At 45.5% G+C, this 17,081-nt stretch carries 17 protein-coding genes; 8 read left to right on the top strand and 9 right to left on the bottom strand.

Translation table 11 applies throughout. The features are described 5' to 3' along the window. Positions 1–73: 73 nt before the first annotated feature. The gene (locus tag A8140_RS23495; RefSeq protein ID WP_005534338.1) at positions 74–1,135 is read right to left on the bottom strand and encodes a sigma-54-dependent transcriptional regulator; all 1,062 of its coding nucleotides are present in this window, start codon (positions 1,133–1,135) and stop codon (positions 74–76) included. Next, positions 1,128–2,999, bottom strand: coding sequence for a sensor histidine kinase (locus A8140_RS23500; RefSeq protein ID WP_038863149.1), 1,872 nt, complete (start codon positions 2,997–2,999; stop codon positions 1,128–1,130). The genes A8140_RS23495 and A8140_RS23500 overlap by 8 nt, the downstream gene beginning before the upstream one ends. 168 nt (positions 3,000–3,167) lie before the next feature. Here A8140_RS23500 and pdxH point away from each other — a divergent pair, with 168 nt between their 5' ends. Then, entirely contained in the window at positions 3,168–3,803 is a 636-nt protein-coding gene (pdxH, locus tag A8140_RS23505; RefSeq protein ID WP_005536068.1) for a pyridoxamine 5'-phosphate oxidase, read from the top strand. A 67-nt stretch (positions 3,804–3,870) separates the two neighbouring features. Here the strand turns inward: pdxH and A8140_RS23510 are convergent, their stop codons facing one another. Next, positions 3,871–4,590, bottom strand: coding sequence for a helix-turn-helix transcriptional regulator (locus tag A8140_RS23510; protein WP_033000632.1), 720 nt, complete (start codon positions 4,588–4,590; stop codon positions 3,871–3,873). Positions 4,591–5,361: 771 nt separating this feature from the next. Here A8140_RS23510 and A8140_RS23515 point away from each other — a divergent pair. The 4 genes from A8140_RS23515 (at position 5,362) to putP (ending at position 12,023) form a co-directional block, all read left to right on the top strand. Continuing rightward, entirely contained in the window at positions 5,362–6,174 is an 813-nt protein-coding gene (locus A8140_RS23515) for an AraC family transcriptional regulator (RefSeq protein WP_005536063.1), read from the top strand. A gap of 400 nt (positions 6,175–6,574) precedes the next feature. Next, on the top strand, positions 6,575–9,706 hold the full coding sequence (gene putA, locus A8140_RS23520; RefSeq protein WP_005536061.1) for a bifunctional proline dehydrogenase/L-glutamate gamma-semialdehyde dehydrogenase PutA: 3,132 nt from the start codon (positions 6,575–6,577) through the stop codon (positions 9,704–9,706). Between the two features lie 11 nt (positions 9,707–9,717). Continuing rightward, positions 9,718–10,425: a hypothetical protein gene (locus A8140_RS23525; RefSeq protein ID WP_005536059.1), complete on the top strand. Its 708-nt coding sequence runs from the start codon at positions 9,718–9,720 to the stop codon at positions 10,423–10,425. Between the two features lie 137 nt (positions 10,426–10,562). Further along, positions 10,563–12,023: a sodium/proline symporter PutP gene (gene putP / locus A8140_RS23530; RefSeq protein WP_005536057.1), complete on the top strand. Its 1,461-nt coding sequence runs from the start codon at positions 10,563–10,565 to the stop codon at positions 12,021–12,023. Between the two features lie 50 nt (positions 12,024–12,073). Here putP and A8140_RS23535 read toward each other — a convergent pair whose 3' ends face one another. After that, a complete protein-coding gene (locus A8140_RS23535) occupies positions 12,074–12,604 on the bottom strand; it encodes a GNAT family N-acetyltransferase (protein ID WP_005536055.1) in 531 nt (176 codons plus the stop codon). Between the two features lie 148 nt (positions 12,605–12,752). On the opposite strand from A8140_RS23535, the gene A8140_RS23540 reads away from it, so the two are divergent. Next, positions 12,753–12,992 carry an RNA recognition motif domain-containing protein gene (locus tag A8140_RS23540; protein WP_005428980.1) on the top strand — a complete coding sequence of 80 codons (240 nt, stop codon included), beginning with the start codon at positions 12,753–12,755 and terminating at the stop codon, positions 12,990–12,992. A 152-nt stretch (positions 12,993–13,144) separates the two neighbouring features. Here A8140_RS23540 and A8140_RS25750 read toward each other — a convergent pair whose 3' ends face one another. The 3 genes from A8140_RS25750 to A8140_RS23550 form a co-directional block, all read right to left on the bottom strand. After that, positions 13,145–13,327: a hypothetical protein gene (locus A8140_RS25750; RefSeq protein WP_005536052.1), complete on the bottom strand. Its 183-nt coding sequence runs from the start codon at positions 13,325–13,327 to the stop codon at positions 13,145–13,147. Between the two features lie 18 nt (positions 13,328–13,345). Then, positions 13,346–13,525 (bottom strand): hypothetical protein, encoded by a 180-nt coding sequence (locus A8140_RS25755; RefSeq protein ID WP_227740710.1) that lies wholly within the window; start codon positions 13,523–13,525, stop codon positions 13,346–13,348. A 125-nt stretch (positions 13,526–13,650) separates the two neighbouring features. Then, entirely contained in the window at positions 13,651–14,184 is a 534-nt protein-coding gene (locus tag A8140_RS23550) for a GNAT family N-acetyltransferase (protein WP_005536049.1), read from the bottom strand. Between the two features lie 601 nt (positions 14,185–14,785). Here A8140_RS23550 and A8140_RS23560 point away from each other — a divergent pair. Beyond that, positions 14,786–15,034, top strand: a complete 249-nt coding sequence (locus tag A8140_RS23560) for a hypothetical protein (RefSeq protein WP_005536047.1) — start codon at positions 14,786–14,788, stop codon at positions 15,032–15,034. Between the two features lie 7 nt (positions 15,035–15,041). On the opposite strand, the gene A8140_RS23565 is transcribed toward A8140_RS23560, so the two are convergent. Further along, positions 15,042–15,209 (bottom strand): hypothetical protein, encoded by a 168-nt coding sequence (locus tag A8140_RS23565; RefSeq protein WP_005536045.1) that lies wholly within the window; start codon positions 15,207–15,209, stop codon positions 15,042–15,044. A gap of 335 nt (positions 15,210–15,544) precedes the next feature. On the opposite strand from A8140_RS23565, the gene A8140_RS23570 reads away from it, so the two are divergent. Beyond that, positions 15,545–16,021, top strand: coding sequence for an Lrp/AsnC family transcriptional regulator (locus A8140_RS23570; RefSeq protein ID WP_005533898.1), 477 nt, complete (start codon positions 15,545–15,547; stop codon positions 16,019–16,021). Positions 16,022–16,101: 80 nt separating this feature from the next. Here the strand turns inward: A8140_RS23570 and A8140_RS23575 are convergent, their stop codons facing one another. Next, complete coding sequence (locus A8140_RS23575) at positions 16,102–16,809, bottom strand: DUF445 domain-containing protein (protein ID WP_005533899.1); 708 nt, start codon at positions 16,807–16,809, stop codon at positions 16,102–16,104. Positions 16,810–17,081 lie beyond the last annotated feature (272 nt).

A 17,081-nucleotide genomic window follows, 5' to 3' on the forward strand; every position in this document is an offset into this window, starting at 1 on the left:
TATTATTATTAGTCGAGTATGTCAGCATGTTTGGTTGATAAAAATGTGTGCAGGATAAGCATCAGTTTGTTTATTATGTCTTAAAATGTGTTTTGTCCAACTGATGTTTTTTTAGTTTGTCATACAAGGTTTTGCGCGACACTTGTAATTCTAGTTGAACCTCTTTGAGTCTGCCTCTGTGTCGTTGCAAGGCGTCAAACAACAAGCAGTATTCAAAGTGTTCTGTGCGTTGAGTCATACTTTGGATTTCGATGCTCTTTTCACTGCTCCAATCCTCCATACGAAACACATCGGGTTTTAGCGCTCTTAACTCCGCAAATTGCCTCAATTGTTTGATGTTTTCAGGCCAATCGAGTTCCGTAACCAGTTTTACCTCATCGAGACTAATCTGAGGGGGTTGGAGTTGATAGCGACTCGCGGCGTGACGCACAAAGTGTTTGTATAGGGGACCGATGTCTTCTTTGCGTTCATTCAAGCTTGGCATACGAATCATCTTTACTGAGCTTTCAATGCCTTTGTCGACTGTGTTGGCTGCACCAAAGACACGTTGCAGTTTTGGGTGTTCAAATAAGCATTGCCACTGTTTTGTCGAGATGTGTTCTGCACTGTGCAGGTACAGACTGCAATGGCTTTTACCGTCCGTAAGATGATGTACGGCTTTGTCTAGTGCATCGAGAGAAAGTTCGTACAAATCATCGCCAGAAGTAATGAACAATTCATTTTCCGGTGTGGCGTGAATATCGTGAGCAAACTGCGCAGCCAGTCTTCTTCCTGTTCCATCTTCACCGACAAAAATCAGCGGTTGGTGGAGCGGAGTGCTGATCAAGGTACGGCGAATGTCGACCATGGCTTGGCTGTGACCAATCATCTTGGGACCAACATGGGTTTGCATGTCGAGTTCTTTTTTAAGCCAGACGTTTTCTTGTAATAAGGCCAACTTGTCGCCAGCGTTATTAAGTGACTTAAGTAACTGTTCGGTAGAGAAGGGTTTTTCGAGAAAATCGTACGCACCACTCTTCATCGCTTCAACTGCGTTTGGAAAGCAAGTGACGTCAATCCCTTCGATTAATAGCGCTTGAGTAACCGCATCACGGATATGGGGTTCATCATCAACAAAGAAAACGGGATTATGCATGAGAGTGTTCCTCTGCAGGACGAGGTGGGACTAAAGGCACGCTGACAATAAAGGTCATGCCGCCTGACTGCTGGGATTGCGTATCTATATCACTGAAAGCACTACGATTGTAAGCATTGTGATTGTAAGCACTGAGAGAGCCTTGATAGCTTTCTAAAATACGTTTTGAAATGGTTAAACCCAGCCCAAGTCCCTCAGGTTTAGTGGTGAAAAATGGATCGAATACTTTGGCTAATGCTTGTTCTGACATACCAGGTCCGTTGTCGGAAATCAGAATATCGCAGTTGCTTTCATTGCATTGTATCGCGATCGAAATTTGTGGATCGACACAGTGTCCTTCCATCGCTTGGGCTGCATTATGGAAGAGATTTATCAGTACTTGCTCTAGCTCGACGCTGTGAATGGCGAGTTTCACGTCGCATTCAATGTTTGGCACTTTTAGCGTCACCCCTTGTTTGATCAGCTTGCTGCTCAGAATGCGCGTTGCGTTCTGTACCGCATCGTGTAGCACGGACACTTCGTTGTGCGAGTTGTTGTCCGTTTTGCGCGTAAAGACTTTCAAACGAGCAATAACTTCGGCAATGGTGTCATTGAGAGAAAGCATTTTGCCGAGATTATCTGTCACCATAGAGTAGCGTTCCATCGCCATCAAACGTTGAGAGTTTTCTGTATAGGTGCGAAGTGCAGCAAGTGGTTGGTTGATTTCATGATTGATGCTGGCAGACAGCTCGCCCAGTAGTGCGAGTTTCGCGGCTTGAGTGAGCTCTTGTTGGGTTTGCTTAAGTGCTTGCTGACTCTGTTCATATTGGTGCACGGTTTGTTGCAGCTGGTGGTTGGCTTGGCTCAGTACTATGGTGCGTTCCGTGACCTTTTCTTCCAAGTTTGTATTCATATTTGCTAATCGTGCTTTATTGACCAGCATTTGAAACCACGCTAAGGCTATTAGGCCAACGAGCGAATACAGCAAAAGGTAAATCACATCCGCTTGCAATACCGCAGCAAACACTTCTTGTTGGCTAATCAGAGCGACAACACGAAAACCTTTGTCGAATAAGTTTGTTGCGTAAGCGAGGTAGTTGGGTGAAACCAATAGCTGATTGTTTTTAAACTGCGTCGCGCCACTTTGCCCAGTCAACTCGCCACGATATTGAGGCAAGGTATCACCGTATTGTTGAGTCTGGTTAAGCTCTCGTTTTGCCTGTTCAGACAATGGGAATAGGGCTCGGTAGCGCCAATCGGGCAAGTTGCTCATGAAGACGACATCGTGCACACCGGTAACCAGTAACCCACCATTTTCTTGGGTTAAACCTTTTTCGAGTTGCTCCAAGTTTACTTTAACCGTAATCACGCCTGCGACTTCGCCTCCAACCCAAAGCGGGGATGAGAAAAAGTAGCCGCGTTTATTGGAACGTACGCCAAGGGCAACGTACTGAGCTTTCTCCCCATTTAAAGCGTGTTGAAAGTATGGACGGAAGGCAAAGTTCGAGCCCACAAAGCTGTCGTCTTGCTGGTAGTTACTCGATGCGATAACTAAGCCGGTGTTGTCATGCACGTAAATGGTGTCAGCAAGGCTTTGTGCTAACCAATCGGCGAGTAATAGGTTAAGTGATTCTGATGGTTTGCCTACTTTGACGGCATCAAGCAATCTTGGATCATGGCTGAGTAAGTTCGGGATTTGCTCAAACTTTGCCAATTCATAATCGATTTCTTGGGCGACCTGTGAAGCTTGAGTTTGTAACTTGCTTTGCCACTGATCATGTTGATGTTGGGTTGCGTATTTATGGGTCAACATCAGCCCGATCAAACCGATGGCGAGCAAGACCAACAAAAAATGGCGCAGAGCTTTTGGGTTAAGTAGGTTCACGGTTGGCTCACTTTTTTAAAGCTATGTTATCAAAAGGCATTTAATGATGCTGTGAGCTTCTGCGACAACGTGACACAGCACAAAACTGTAATCAGGGTTCTTGCTTGCCGACCTTGTATTTCCTTAGTATCGGGCGCACAATCGACAAAAACGAGTGAAGGAGTGAAGATGGAACTTGCTGATATTCGTCGTGAGTACACAAAAGGTGGCCTGCGTCGTAAAGATTTAAAAGCAGATCCGATTGATCAATTTAACCTATGGTTAGAGCAAGCGGTACAAGCGGGGCTAACGGATCCTACGGCGATGACGGTCGCAACAGTGGACGAAAACGGCATGCCGTTTCAACGTATCGTGCTGCTAAAAAGTGTCGATAAAGATGGCTTTGTGTTCTACACCAACTTGGGCAGCCGTAAAGCGCAGCAGCTTGAGCACAACAGTAACATCAGCCTGCATTTCCCATGGCATCCCCTTGAGCGTCAGGTTCACATCACGGGCGTGGCAGAAAAGCTAACGCCGATGGAGAACATGAAGTACTTCACTTCTCGCCCGAAAGAGAGCCAATTAGCAGCGATCGCGAGCAAGCAAAGCAGCCGTATCTCTGCACGTGGCGTATTGGAAGGTAAGTTTTTAGAGCTGAAGCAGAAGTTTGCTAAAGGTGAGATTCCTATGCCGACCTTCTGGGGTGGTTTCCGCGTTAAGCCACAAAGCATTGAGTTCTGGCAAGGCGGTGAACACCGTCTGCATGACCGCTTCTTGTTCTCAAATCAAGAAGGTGAGTGGGACATCGACCGTCTTGCGCCGTAGTCACTTCGATGACGAGATAAAAAACACCGCCGCAATGGGCGGTGTTTTTGTTTTCTAGTTTGGAAGTTCAACGTTCGCCGTTGAGAACAACAGACAACTGATGTTTAAGCAGCGTCTTTGGCACGATGGAGCCGTAACCTGCTTCCATCGCTTTATCGATAAGCTCGTTCTTACTATTGGCTTCAAATTTGGTGCGCAGACGAGCGACATGCCCTTCTACTGTCTTGGTTGAAATCCCCATCACCTGAGAGATAAATTGCGGTTTCTTACCATAGAGCAGTAAGAACAGCGTTTCTTGCTCGCGGCAGGTCAGCTTTTCTGGCTCAGGTTTAAGATTAGAAAAACGGAAGATAGAATGTTGATTTGGTGCACCACCAATAGCTCGGCAAACCCAATAGCCGACTTCAATCACAGCGGTATCCGTTAGCTCGCGACCATAAAAGATGGTGCCAATGATGTTGCCGTCTTCATCTCTCCAAGGTGTCTTGGTAAAAATGTGCGCGCGCCAATGGCCATCTGGATAAGGATGTATATCAAGGATCTTCAGCGACTCGCCGGTTTCAATCACATGCTTGTCTTGTTCTTGAAAGTCTTGGGCGCACTCAATGGTAGGGCTAGCCATTTCGAAGTCTGTCTTACCGATACAAGCTTCGGGCGAATCGTACCCAATTAACTCGGCGTATTCCTGATTCACATAGCGGAATACCGAATCTTTATCTTTGCACCCCCAACAACCCGGTAGCTGTCGAAGGAGCGACTGTTCTATGGTATTGACTGGAATATTCACAAGGGACTCACTACTGCTATATCGCCTGCATGATTACAGGTCGTTCCCTCACTTTGCTTTGCCTGCGTTTACATTATCGCATTACCTTGATCATGCTTTCGAGAATCGCGCCAGATAGAACTGGAAGAGAGAAGGTCTATCAAGATAGCTCTGCGTGATAATTAACGTCAGGATACAGTGAGATGTCCGATATATTAGCAGCTTATGCCATTGTTTTCATTGGCGATAGACAAAAAAAAGCCAGCCTGAAGACGGGCTGGCAACACAAGATATAATCTTGTCGACGTGTAGAAGAGGTTCTAAATTACGTAGTGAGGGTCTGCTAAGTAAGTTAGAGGTATCAAGTAGATACCGATGAGCTCAGGGTCGTATGCATCCTAGAGCTCGAGGTCTAATGTATTGAATCGAGAAGAGGTTAGTAAGGGGGGAAATCCCTCTATGCCACTGTTTTTCGGGCATTTCGTGCGCGTTCGATCGTAATTTTCATCTTACCTTTTACATTAATGTGCATTTTCATTGCTAGGATCTTTGCTAAGTGTTTGTCTCACCTTTGGTAATTTTTGCTATCTGCCCGTTTTTGTTAAAAAAATTGGTTGCACATTGACCGTAAGTTACTCTTACATGATCATCGTTCCGGAACTATGATCATGTAGAGAGCCTTGATTCGTGTTGGTTTGATCTTGTGCGATTGACTCGGGGAGGAGTTGCAACCCAACCGAGAAGGTATATGATGCCAAGGTGTAAGCTGACCGTGTAAAGACGACTGTTGAAATGAGTAACCCAGATAACCCGAAAGCCCCGCTGCATAAAGAGATCATGCTGCCTAAGCCAGCAGAATTGATCACGCTTCCGTCTTATATGGAATGCCATGATCATGCTTACACCCAGATCGTGATCGGCTTGAAAGGGCAAGCGGAATTTGAAGTGCGTGGACAGGGCAATCTGGTTGGTCCGGGACAAGGTTGTATCGTAACAGCGTCTTCTGATCATGCTTTCGGCGGCGTGATTCATCAATCAGATATTTTGGTGCTCAATATGCCAAAGCCAGCCAATGATGACTCCGAGATGCTGCAGAAAATCAACAATCTAGAGCGTTCTCATCTTTACTTCCAGTTGGATGGTCAAATCCAAAAGCTGATTCAGATGCTGGTGCAAGAGATGCGTAATCACCCAGATGACCTACTGCTAAGCCGTGCGTGTAACGATACTGTGATCGCTCTGATGCAGCGTCATATCTCAGCATTTGAAACGTCGAGGAAAGAGTCTCGCTTTGATCTGGATGCGATTGACCGTTACATCGAGCAGCACTTGAGCCACAAAATCAGTGTGGCGCAGCTGGCGGGCAGTGTGTTTTTGGGCGAAAGCCAGTTCCACAGTTTATTTAAAGATCAGATGGGCATTACGCCGCATCAGTATGTGCTAGGTAAACGTATTGATATGGCGCGTGACTTAATTGAACAAGGTCACCTTACGCTTGGACAAATTGCTGAATTTACTGGTTTCTCGAGCCAAAGTACCTTTACGCATACTTTTACTCGTTTACAAGGGTTATCGCCTTCTCAGTATAAGAAACAGGTTGGCTAATTATATTGGTATAGTTGCTTATATGATGACAGCCGCGCATGAGTCGCGGCTTTTTTGTGCTTGCGTTTTGTACAGGAAAGTCGAACTTTTTTGCGTAATTCTCCGAAAGTTTTCATTGTTTTTGTCCGTTCCTCACAAAAGCGCAATCTAAATCCTTCTTATTCAAACAAAAATTGCTCAAAACCTATCTGTCTTTGTTGTAAATGACAGGCAAAGATGAATTTTTACAACACAATATATTATGTAATTGCGTGTGACTATGTAGATGTTTTGTTATAAAAGCGAGTTTTTAGCAAAAAGCTCGGAGTTTTTGACAAGTATTCTTCTCGGGCTCAAAATACACTGCCAGCCATTGATGATCCTCGAAGCGGTTTTCGAGGAGAGAGATTGAGGAAAACGCATGTTTACTGCAACGAATGTGTTAACACCGGAATTTATCGAGCAGCCGCTTGATAAGTTGTGGTCACTGATCTCGCCATTGTACATGGTGGACGAGTCTCAATGGCTAGAGCAATTATTGCCACTAGCGACGCCGACAGCGGAAGAAAAATCGGCAATCACGACCCAAACAACCCAGCTTATCGAAGCCATCCGTGCGGATAAGAAGTCAATTCAGATGATTGATGCGCTACTGCTGGAATACAGCTTAGATACTCATGAAGGTATCTTGCTGATGTGTCTTGCAGAAGCATTGATGCGTATTCCGGATTCTGCGACAGCGGATGCACTGATTAAAGACAAGTTAAGCGTTGCTGACTGGAAATCTCATCTTAAGAGTTCTGATTCGGTTTTCGTAAACGCGTCAACTTGGGGCTTAATGCTAACGGGTAAAGTGATTGACCTTGGTGAGCAAGTAACCCAGAGCCCAGGTCAGGCTGTAAACCGTCTGGTGAACAAATTCTCAGAACCTGTGATTCGTAAAGCCATGTATCAGGCAATGAAGATCATGGGTCATCAGTTTGTACGTGGTCGTACGATTGAAGAAGCGCAGAAGAACGGTCGCCCAATGCGCGACAAAGGTTTCACTTACTCATTTGATATGTTGGGTGAAGCGGCGCTAACCACGGCAGACGCAAGCAAGTATTTCAAAGACTACCTAATGGCGATTGAAGCCGTTGGTCGCGAAACGTACGGTAGCGATACAAGCCCTGCACCTTCTGTTTCTATCAAGCTTTCTGCACTTCACCCACGTTATGAAGTGGCGAATGAAGAACGCGTGATGACAGAGCTTTACGACACCTTAACGCAACTGCTCAAGCGCGCTATCGAAGTGGATGTTGCCATTACTATTGACGCAGAAGAAGCGGACCGTCTTGAGCTGTCACTAAAACTGTTTGAAAAACTGTACCGCAGCGACCTTTTGAAAGGCTGGGGCAAGTTTGGTCTGGTAGTTCAAGCCTACTCGAAACGTGCATTGCCTGTATTGGTATGGCTAAACGGTCTAGCGAAAGAGCAGGGTGATTTGATCCCGCTTCGTCTAGTAAAAGGCGCGTACTGGGACAGCGAAATCAAGTGGTCACAACAAGCAGGTTACGAGAACTACCCAGTTTACACGCGCAAAGAAGCGACGGATGTTGCTTACTTAGCTTGTGCGCGTTTCCTACTGAGTGAAGGCGTGCGCGGTAATATCTTCCCGCAGTTTGCTAGTCACAACGCGCACACTGTTACGGCGATTGCTGTAATGGCAGAGCACAAAGATTACGAATTCCAACGTCTGCATGGTATGGGCGATTCGCTTTATAACCATGTGATGGACACTTATGGTCAGCCAGTACGTATTTACGCGCCAGTCGGTAGCCATGCGGATCTACTGCCTTACTTGGTTCGTCGCTTACTAGAAAACGGCGCGAACAGTTCGTTTGTGCATCGTTTGGTGGACGCGCGTTGTCCGATTTCAGAGCTGACGCATCACCCTGTTGATGTGTTGACCTCGTTTGAGACCTTGCACAACGGTCAAATTCCAATGCCAACCGGCATCTTCCCAGAGCGCAAAAACTCGCACGGTGTGAACGTTGATATCGATAGCGAAGCGAAGCCGTTTGAAGCGCAGGTTGAAAGCTTCCTAACCCAGAATTGGACTGCGGGTCCGATCATCAACGGCGAAAAACATGCCGAAAGCATGATCAAGGAAAACTCCGCAGAGATCATTACTGCCCCTTACGATCGTCGTATTGAAGTGGGTCAGGTGGCTTTTGCAAGCCTTGATCATGTTTCCGCTGCAATCGAAGCGGCTGATGCTGCATTCCCAGAGTGGAAAGGTACTGCAATTGAACAAAAAGCGGCGTGCCTAGATAAGCTTGCGGATCTGATGGAAGAAAACTTGGCTGAGCTGGTGGCGATTTGTCACCAAGAAGCGGGCAAGACTATCCATGACAGCATTGATGAAGTGCGTGAAGCGGTCGACTTCTGTCGTTACTACGCAAAGCAAGCGCAAAATCTTCAGCCGTTTGAGCTAGATGGTTTTGATGGCGTGAAACGCATTTCTAGCCGCGAAGGGCTTGGCGTATTCGTTTGTATCAGTCCATGGAACTTCCCATTAGCGATCTTCCTTGGTCAAGTCACAGCGGCATTGGTTGCAGGTAACACAGTTGTGGCTAAGCCCGCTGAGCAAACTAGCTTAATTGCGGCGCGTGCGATCGAATTGATGTTAGAAGCTGGTTTCCCGGCAGGTGTGATTCAGCTATTGCCGGGTCGTGGTGGTGAAATTGGTCATGCACTAACCTCTCACGATGCGATTGCAGGTGTGGCATTCACTGGTTCGACAGCAACGGCACAGCGCATCAACGTGACGCTTGCCGAGCGCAGCGCTAAGCCAGTCCCGTTTATCGCTGAAACTGGCGGTCAAAACGCCATGATTGTGGATAGTACGGCGCTACCAGAGCAAGTTGTGCGTGATGTGATTCGTTCCGCTTTCGCTTCTGCTGGTCAACGTTGTTCTGCCCTGCGCGTTCTGTTCGTTCAAGAAGACGTTGCGGATCGCATCATCAACCTTATCCAAGGTGCAATGAATGAACTGCATGTTGGTATTCCTTACCTACACAAAACCGATGTGGGTCCGGTTATCGACATCAATGCAAAGAACAAACTCCTTGCTCACCTAGAGCACATGACAAGTACGCAAACCAAAGTTGCTCAATTGCAGTTGGATGAAGCGTGTCAGCACGGTGATTTTGTATCACCAAGTGCGTTCGAAATCTCGGGCATTGATGTTCTGAAAGAAGAGCAATTCGGTCCTATCTTGCACATTGTTCGCTTTAAAGCGTCTGAGTTGCCAAATGTGGTTGAGCAAATCAACCAAACTGGTTTTGGTCTCACAATGGGCATCCACAGCCGTAACGAAACCACTTACCGTTGGATTGAAAAACACGCTCGTGTGGGTAACTGCTACATCAACCGCGATCAGGTCGGTGCGGTCGTTGGCGTTCAGCCATTCGGTGGTCAAGGTTTGTCGGGTACGGGTCCGAAGGCCGGTGGTCCTCACTACCTATACCGCTTTACTAAACAACACCTTGTTCAAGCAGAGAAGGCGTAAGGAGTCGCATTATGGTTCATCAGATAACGTTTTTTAAAGATGCATTCTCTGCGTGGGAGCAGTGGAATCTGACCGATTTTGACTACAAATGCGAGCATTTGCTGGCATTTAAATCTGCCATTGAAGAGCAGCATGGCGTGGTTGGCAAAGTGGTGTCTTACCACTTACAGCAAGCGTCGTCTCTGTTGGCAGAAACTCATCAGTTAGTGGGTCCTACCGGTGAAACTAACGAGCTGTATACAGCGGGTCGCGGTGTGGCTTTGGTTGTTTGTGAAAACAACCTAGAGCACAAAGAGAACGCACTATACAGCACATTTGCAATGATCACCTGTGCTTTGATTGCAGGCAACAGTGTGGTGATTTGCAGTGACAATGCAGATCTTAATCAATTGGTTAAGCATGCTGCGGCGTCAGCAAACTTCCCATCTAACTTAGTCCAAGTGGTTGCGTACGATGCGTCTTCCCCGTTGTTAGACAGTGACGTACGTAGTGTGGGTTATGTTGGGCATTTACAGGTTGAGCACGTGCTTAACCTGCAACTGGCTAAGCGTGACGGTGCCATCGTCGGCTTAGTTTCTGAAACGGATTTAGAGTCACCGACATTGGCTCATGATCCTCATCTGTCGTTGCGCTTCATTACCGAGCGTACTCGAACGATAAATATTACAGCAGTGGGCGGTAACGCGACTCTACTCGAATTGGGGAGCGACTCCCACTAACCTGACTTGCGATACCAATCTGAATCAAAAGAGCCTGAGAGCTTATCCGGATTGGTATCTCTTGCTTTGATGTATTGCTGCGATGGCAAAGTATCAAAGAGGGCAAGGAAGGAAATAATTATAACGAGGACTATCAAATGATAGAAAATAGCTTTGCTATCACGACCACTTTCGTGGCGTACTTACTAATTATGGTTGCCATTGGCGTTTACGCGTATAAGAGAACTTCCAATTCATCTGATTACTTCCTAGGTGGTCGTAGCCTTGGTCCATGGCCAGCGGCACTTTCCGCGGGCGCATCAGACATGAGTGGCTGGTTGCTACTTGGTCTTCCGGGGTATGCGTATGCAGCAGGTATTGAAGCATTCTGGCTAGCAGGTGGTCTGCTTGTGGGTACATGGCTAAACTGGTTAATCAGTGCAAAACGCCTTCGTACTTATAGTATCCAAACTGATGCGCTGACTCTACCTGAGTTCTTATCACGTCGTTTTAACGATAAGTCGAAACTGATTCAGACAATCTCTGCGTTCTTCATTCTTCTATTCTTCCTTTTCTACACCAGCTCAGGCTTGGTAGCTGGGGGGAAACTGTTTGAGACCGTATTCGGTTTGGATTACAGCATTGCTGTTATCATTGGTACGGTGTGCGTGGTTTCATACACGCTATTTGGTGGTTTCCTAGCGGTTTCTTGGACGGACTTGGTACAAGGTCTATTGATGGCGGCGGCGCTAATGATCGTGCCTGTTGCCGTTATGGATGGTGGCCTAGGTCAACTAGCGACGGACATGCACAACATCAACCCAGAGCTATTAACGCTTTGGAACGACGTAAAAGGTGAGCCTCTATCTGCTATTGCGATCATCTCTTTGGTGGCATGGGGCCTTGGTTACTTTGGTCAGCCGCACATCCTAGCGCGCTTCAAAGCTTCTCGTTCAAACAAAGACCTAACAACAGCGCGTCGTATCGCTGTGGGTTGGACTACGCTTTCTATGGCGGGTGCAATGTTGGTTGGTCTTGTTGGTCTAGTATGGGTAACTGGTCACCCTGGTACACAGGTTGATGATGGCGAGAAAATCTTCATGCTATTGGTGAACACGGCATTCCACCCGGTGATTGCAGGTATCCTATTGGCGGCAATCCTAGCGGCGGTAATGAGTACTGCGGATTCACAGCTTCTAGTCTCTTCATCAGCTCTTGCAGAAGACTTCTACAAGCAAGTGATTAAGCCAGATGCAACGTCTGAAGAAGTGGTCATGATTGGTCGTGTAGGCGTTATCGTTATTTCTCTTATCGCGCTATTCCTAGCAATGACGCCAGACAGCTCTGTTCTTGGTCTTGTATCTTACGCTTGGGCAGGCTTTGGTGCTGCGTTTGGTCCAGCAGTTGTGCTTAGCCTTTACTGGAGCGGCATGAACCGTAACGGTGCACTAGCAGGTATCCTAATTGGCGGCGTGACTATCGTTGTTTGGAAACAGCTAACAGGCGGTTGGTTCGATGTGTACGAAATCGTACCAGGTATCATCTTCTCAACGATTGCGATCGTTGTTGTAAGTAAGTTGACTGGTGGTGCAGCGCAAGAAGTGCTTGAGCTAGACTGATTCCTCTCAAATAAAAACAAAGCCCGCGTTCATCGCGGGCTTTTTTGCTTTTAGTGACGGATTTTGGCGTAAACTACCGTGTTACTCAGTTCTCCTGAGGTAGAAACACTATCGTGTCTAAGCTCACCCTCAAAGTCATAACCACAACGCTTTGCGACGGCGCGGCTTTTTAGGTTGGTTGAATCTGCAGTAATAGCAATGCGCCTCGCACCAAGATCTTCAAACGCGTAGCGCTCTAGTTCAAGCACCGCTTCGGAAATGTAGCCATTCCCTACAGCGCTATCATCCTGCCAGTAACCGATTTCAAATGAGGGTACTTCCTGATCTTTAATCATTAAGCCAACGGCACCAATTAAGCGATCACTCTCTTTTTCAATGATGAAGTAACGTAACTCCTCTTCGAAATTTTCAAAGTTCGCGATGGCTTTTTCTGTTCCCTCAATCATGGCCTCTAGTGTGAGCACATGTGGTACCCAAGGAAGATACACTTCGAGTGTCTTTTGGCTTCGTAATACCGCTTGATGTGCTTCTTCTGCACGCTCTAAACAAGCGGGGATTAGCTTAAGACGTTTCGTCTCCATTCCTGCTCTCCTTTGGGTGAAAAATAAACGAAAAATCATTTAAACAGATGTACTTAGAATGATCTAGTTGTTCGCACAATATTATTCACTTGGTTTGCTTGGAAGAACCTGAGAGAATTGCATGGTTATTCAAATCACTAGGTTCATTATGAAACTTTTAGTAAGAAACTTGGCTCGTCAAACGACTGAGCAAGACATGCGTGCACTATTCTCTGAGCACGGCAAAGTGGAACTGTGTACATTGGTTCTTGATCAAGAAACCGGTTTATCAAAAGGCTTCGGCTTTGTGATCATGCCAGATGAAGCAGAAGCGATTGCTGCACTGGAAGCGCTGAACATGACCAGCGTAGCGAAAAGCAAGATTCGCGTGAAAGTCGCTCAAGACTAAGAGAGAGAAAAGCCAGCATCATTGCTGGCTTTTTTTTATTAAGTCATTCTCAGTTATCACTCTTATGTTCAAGTTATTTTATTTATTGCGCTAACCACTTTTATCGGAGTAAGTGTGGGGAAACTGATAGGGTTCCTTCGTGGTGTAGCGTATCAATGACTATTCTCCACTTCTTCTAAGCCTATATTCGATAGTTGTTGTAAGTTTCGTTTAAGCGGAAGCGTTTTTACTTCGATTAAGATTAGGTTGATTAAGCCGCCAAGAGAAATCGCTGCAATCACCGCACTAAGAGCACTTCCTTGAGCAGCCAAACCATATAAGCCAACACCAAGCATTAAAACAAAGCTTATCAGTTATATGGTTACGTGACTTTGAACGATATAACAACCGCTTTGGTAATCTTTTACAATGTAAACAAACTGCCCGAAGCTACCGAGTTCTACTTTGACCTTTCGATCTAGCGCATGACAGCGGAACCCTTGTTGATTGAGAGATTTTGCGAGGCCTTCCATGCCAATGACTCCATGTTCCATCTAGTTATCTTTTGCACATCATAATGTCACGATGAGAGCCGCTTAGTTTCGCTGAACAACAAATCTAAGAGGCAAGTCCCACCTTCCACTCAGTGCTTTCTTTAGTTTGCGGAACGCTTTCAGGTTTAGTTATTCGCATCAAATCTGCATTGGTAGACGCAAACTTCGCGCTCTACGCCTTGCATGCCAAGGATTTTGTTTCCTATATAAGGCACATTTAGTTTCTTTATCACTGACTTTGAGCGTTGATTCTCTGCTAAGTGCATCACACGAATACCGACGAGTTCGAAATATGATTGAGCAAATTCAACTAGGGTTTTAGATGCTTCAAAAGCATAACCCTTTCCCCAGTATGGTACGCCAATCCAATATCCCAATGTACCGTACCCGTCTTCTATTCTTGGTAAACTCACCGCACCAAGCAGTTCTCCTGTGCTTCTCAATGTGATGGCATAGACGATACCTCTGCGCTCATAGAACATAGGGCCATGCCCATCTATCCAAGTTTTTGCCATTGGTGGTTCGTAAGGGTGTGGGATGTTAGCGGTCATATCTGCGATGATTTTTTCTCCAGCGAGCAAAGCTACACGCTCACAATCGTTGTGATGAAATGGGCGAAGAATAAGTCGTTCGGTGAAGAGAGTGGGTTGTGCTGGCATCTTGGTTTTACCTCACGGATTGGGTGTACCAGACATCAAGATCTGGTCAGAAGTGGCATCAAAGTATCTTAAATCACTAAATGCGAATTGAACACCCGCTTCATTGGTTCTGGGTTGGGCACCGCGAATCACGTTAAACATCATTCTTGAGGGAGCGACCGTGGGACACTACTAAGTCACGACTACTAACGCGCCAGGTGATGGGTTGATGAAGTCAGGTATGTGTTTTGAAATTACATTCTGCACATGTAATTTGACCTGGTTAGGACATAATTCACACTGTAAATTGCTTAAATCCGTACAACGATCCCCTTATTTCTATTCCACTTCCAACGTGTGCGGTTTCCTGTAGAGAAATGTAAAAATTAGCGCTCAACAATATGTAGTGTGTGATGGTTTATTGTATTGCATACATAGGTGTTATTTTTCATTGTTCGGTCCGAAAGCAGGCGGACTGACCAAGGTCGCAGTTTTCGGGCGCGTGTACGGGAATTTTTGGAGTTAGGACACAAAAAAGAGAAGGGGCTTTTTTATTGTGGAATTATTTTGAACAAAATATGTCAATTGTCAGTAGTAACGAAAAATACAGGGAGAGATTGTAATGCCGGATATCTATTGCTCAGCTTGTAGAAGAGCAACGCAGCACAAAGTGATCATGAAGCGTTGTGAACCAGAGCAAATCCAAACACTGACAGGGAAAGTGGTGAGCTTCACACAATTAATGGCCAAGTTCGTAACTGGTGAACATTATTACGAGATGGAACCACAATTCTATTGTCGCTGTTGTAACCATCGCGCTATTGGTGAAGTGGTTCATCATCCAGCGCGACAGACATCAGCACTCATCTAATCTGCGTTTACGCAGCCAGCTCTTTTTCTGTTGCGAAAGGTAATCCATCGATCATGACTGGCCAGCCATAAGAGGCATATTCAGACGCCAGTGATTTTGCGACTTCGTGCGAAACGTTCGTGTACGTCCATTTACCAACACCAAACGGCTTATAAGCGAGTTGTAGGGTTAACATTGTGATCTCCTCAAGATTTTCTATCAAGATTTTTTACCATTATCGCCTTACTATTTGGCTCACTTCTTTTCTTTAAGGCTCATGTTATTCTCTTCAAAGTTCATCACTCCATTTTTTTGTTAACAAATTTGTCTAATAAATAAATTTATCCATATTGAGTAATTTATTTATAAATTATATGTATGAGTGTTTTTATTTTTGGAACGTTTAGTGTTTTTTTTGTGCTGGCAATCGTTAAACTCATATTGGTCTCACACGTTGTATATTTCACTATTTGCAAACTTAATAGTTACTATTAATCTGGTGGCTCCTGAGTTGTTACAAGGATGTGGTTAATGAGTTATCAACTAGATAGAATTGATTTACAAATTTTGAGAGTGTTGCATTCTCGAGGGCGAATTCCAGTGGTGGAATTAGCAAAGCAAGTGAACTTGACCACATCACCATGCTCTGAACGCGTAAAGAGACTGGAGAAAGAAGGCTACATAAATGGCTATCACGCAGAGCTCAATGCAGAGAAGCTTGGCCTAGATGTACAGGTGTTTATTCATATTCGTCTTGACCAAACCAGCTTCTCGATTTTCGAGAAATTTGCCAAAGCGGCAGAGCTCATGCCTGAAATTGAAGAGTGTTATTCGTTGTCAGGTGATTTCGACACCATGATTAAAGTTCGAGTAAAGAACATGAAGGCTTATCAGGAATTTATGTCGAGTAAGCTTGGGACACTACCGGGCGTGATCCAAACTCGAAGTGAAGTGGTTATCGAAGAACATAAGACGGGATTTGGTGTGAACCCTGAATTACTCGGTTAATACGAGTGGGGATACGTCGATATCAGACACAAAAAAGGAGCCATGAGGCTCCTTTCGTATATCAAGTTCTGGTTAGTTTTTTATGCGCTTACGAATGTGGTTAGTACACCGATAAGGCCACCAAACACACCGCCCCAAACCACGAGCCAACCAAGGTGCTCTTTAATCATCTTCTGCACGATTTCTTTAACCAAAGCGGGTGTCAGCTCACTCAGGCGCTGGTCAATGATGCTTTCAATGTTCTGCTTGATTTCATCCATCATTGCAGGCGATTCCATTTGCTCTTTTAGTGCTTCCTTAATGGTGTCGCTCTTGCTTAGCTCAATAATCGACTCTTGCATCTTTTCCACGAACGGTTGGCGCATGGGTTGCAGTGCTTCTGCACCGCCAAACATTGCAAGCATGCCACCAAACTGAGAGCCTTCGATGACTTCGACCAATGAATCAAAGGCTGGGTTTAAATCGACTTTCTTGATCACAGGCTCAAGGTTAATTTTCATGCCGCCTGCCATTTCTTTATTTAGGAAACGGTCGATGTTTGCTTCAGTAAAGAATTGCTCCATCATCAAGTTTTTGACGGCCAATTTAAATTCTTCAAAACGTGCTGGAATGACGCCTGATCCGTATAAGCCGGGTACTTTTTCAAATAGCATATGAATGGCTAGCCAGTTAGTGATAGCGCCAGAAAAAGCGAAAAGACCCGCGTACCAAAGGTAATCATTTTGAATGTGATATCCCGCACCCATCATGGCGATAGCAAGGATATTAGTCAGCAAACTTTTGTTCATAGTGACCGATTATTTATGAATTGATGAAGAATAAGTGGGCATGATTTTATACCTAAGCGATAGGTAGATGCTAGGTTGAGCTCACTTGGATTTATTTGGGTAGGGAGAATTGGAATGCGCCAAAAAACAAAACCCGACAATCATTGTCGGGCCACTGCTTTTTCTTAGAAACTCTAAGATTATTTTTTATTGTGCTTTTAGAAGCGGAAGACCTTACGGCAAAGTTGGCATTTCCAGCGCTCTGAGTAGCCGAATAATTTATCCGCCCAACT

The sequence above is a fragment of the Vibrio campbellii CAIM 519 = NBRC 15631 = ATCC 25920 genome, assembly GCF_002163755.1.
Classification (GTDB): Bacteria; Pseudomonadota; Gammaproteobacteria; order Enterobacterales; family Vibrionaceae; genus Vibrio; species Vibrio campbellii.

Excerpts from the sequence above, each read along its gene's own strand:
- A8140_RS23575 (WP_005533899.1), bottom strand. The coding sequence starts at position 16,809 with ATGAACAAAAGTTTGCTGACTAATATCCTTGCTATCGCCATGATGGGT.
- A8140_RS23570 (WP_005533898.1), top strand. The coding sequence starts at position 15,545 with ATGAGTTATCAACTAGATAGAATTGATTTACAAATTTTGAGAGTGTTG.
- putA (WP_005536061.1), top strand. The coding sequence starts at position 6,575 with ATGTTTACTGCAACGAATGTGTTAACACCGGAATTTATCGAGCAGCCG.
- A8140_RS25755 (WP_227740710.1), bottom strand. The coding sequence starts at position 13,525 with ATGGAACATGGAGTCATTGGCATGGAAGGCCTCGCAAAATCTCTCAAT.
- A8140_RS25750 (WP_005536052.1), bottom strand. The coding sequence starts at position 13,327 with ATGCTTGGTGTTGGCTTATATGGTTTGGCTGCTCAAGGAAGTGCTCTT.
- A8140_RS23515 (WP_005536063.1), top strand. The coding sequence starts at position 5,362 with ATGAGTAACCCAGATAACCCGAAAGCCCCGCTGCATAAAGAGATCATG.
- pdxH (WP_005536068.1), top strand. The coding sequence starts at position 3,168 with ATGGAACTTGCTGATATTCGTCGTGAGTACACAAAAGGTGGCCTGCGT.
- A8140_RS23550 (WP_005536049.1), bottom strand. The coding sequence starts at position 14,184 with ATGCCAGCACAACCCACTCTCTTCACCGAACGACTTATTCTTCGCCCA.
- A8140_RS23495 (WP_005534338.1), bottom strand. The coding sequence starts at position 1,135 with ATGCATAATCCCGTTTTCTTTGTTGATGATGAACCCCATATCCGTGAT.
- A8140_RS23535 (WP_005536055.1), bottom strand. The coding sequence starts at position 12,604 with ATGGAGACGAAACGTCTTAAGCTAATCCCCGCTTGTTTAGAGCGTGCA.
- putP (WP_005536057.1), top strand. The coding sequence starts at position 10,563 with ATGATAGAAAATAGCTTTGCTATCACGACCACTTTCGTGGCGTACTTA.
- A8140_RS23525 (WP_005536059.1), top strand. The coding sequence starts at position 9,718 with ATGGTTCATCAGATAACGTTTTTTAAAGATGCATTCTCTGCGTGGGAG.
- A8140_RS23540 (WP_005428980.1), top strand. The coding sequence starts at position 12,753 with ATGAAACTTTTAGTAAGAAACTTGGCTCGTCAAACGACTGAGCAAGAC.
- A8140_RS23560 (WP_005536047.1), top strand. The coding sequence starts at position 14,786 with ATGCCGGATATCTATTGCTCAGCTTGTAGAAGAGCAACGCAGCACAAA.
- A8140_RS23565 (WP_005536045.1), bottom strand. The coding sequence starts at position 15,209 with ATGTTAACCCTACAACTCGCTTATAAGCCGTTTGGTGTTGGTAAATGG.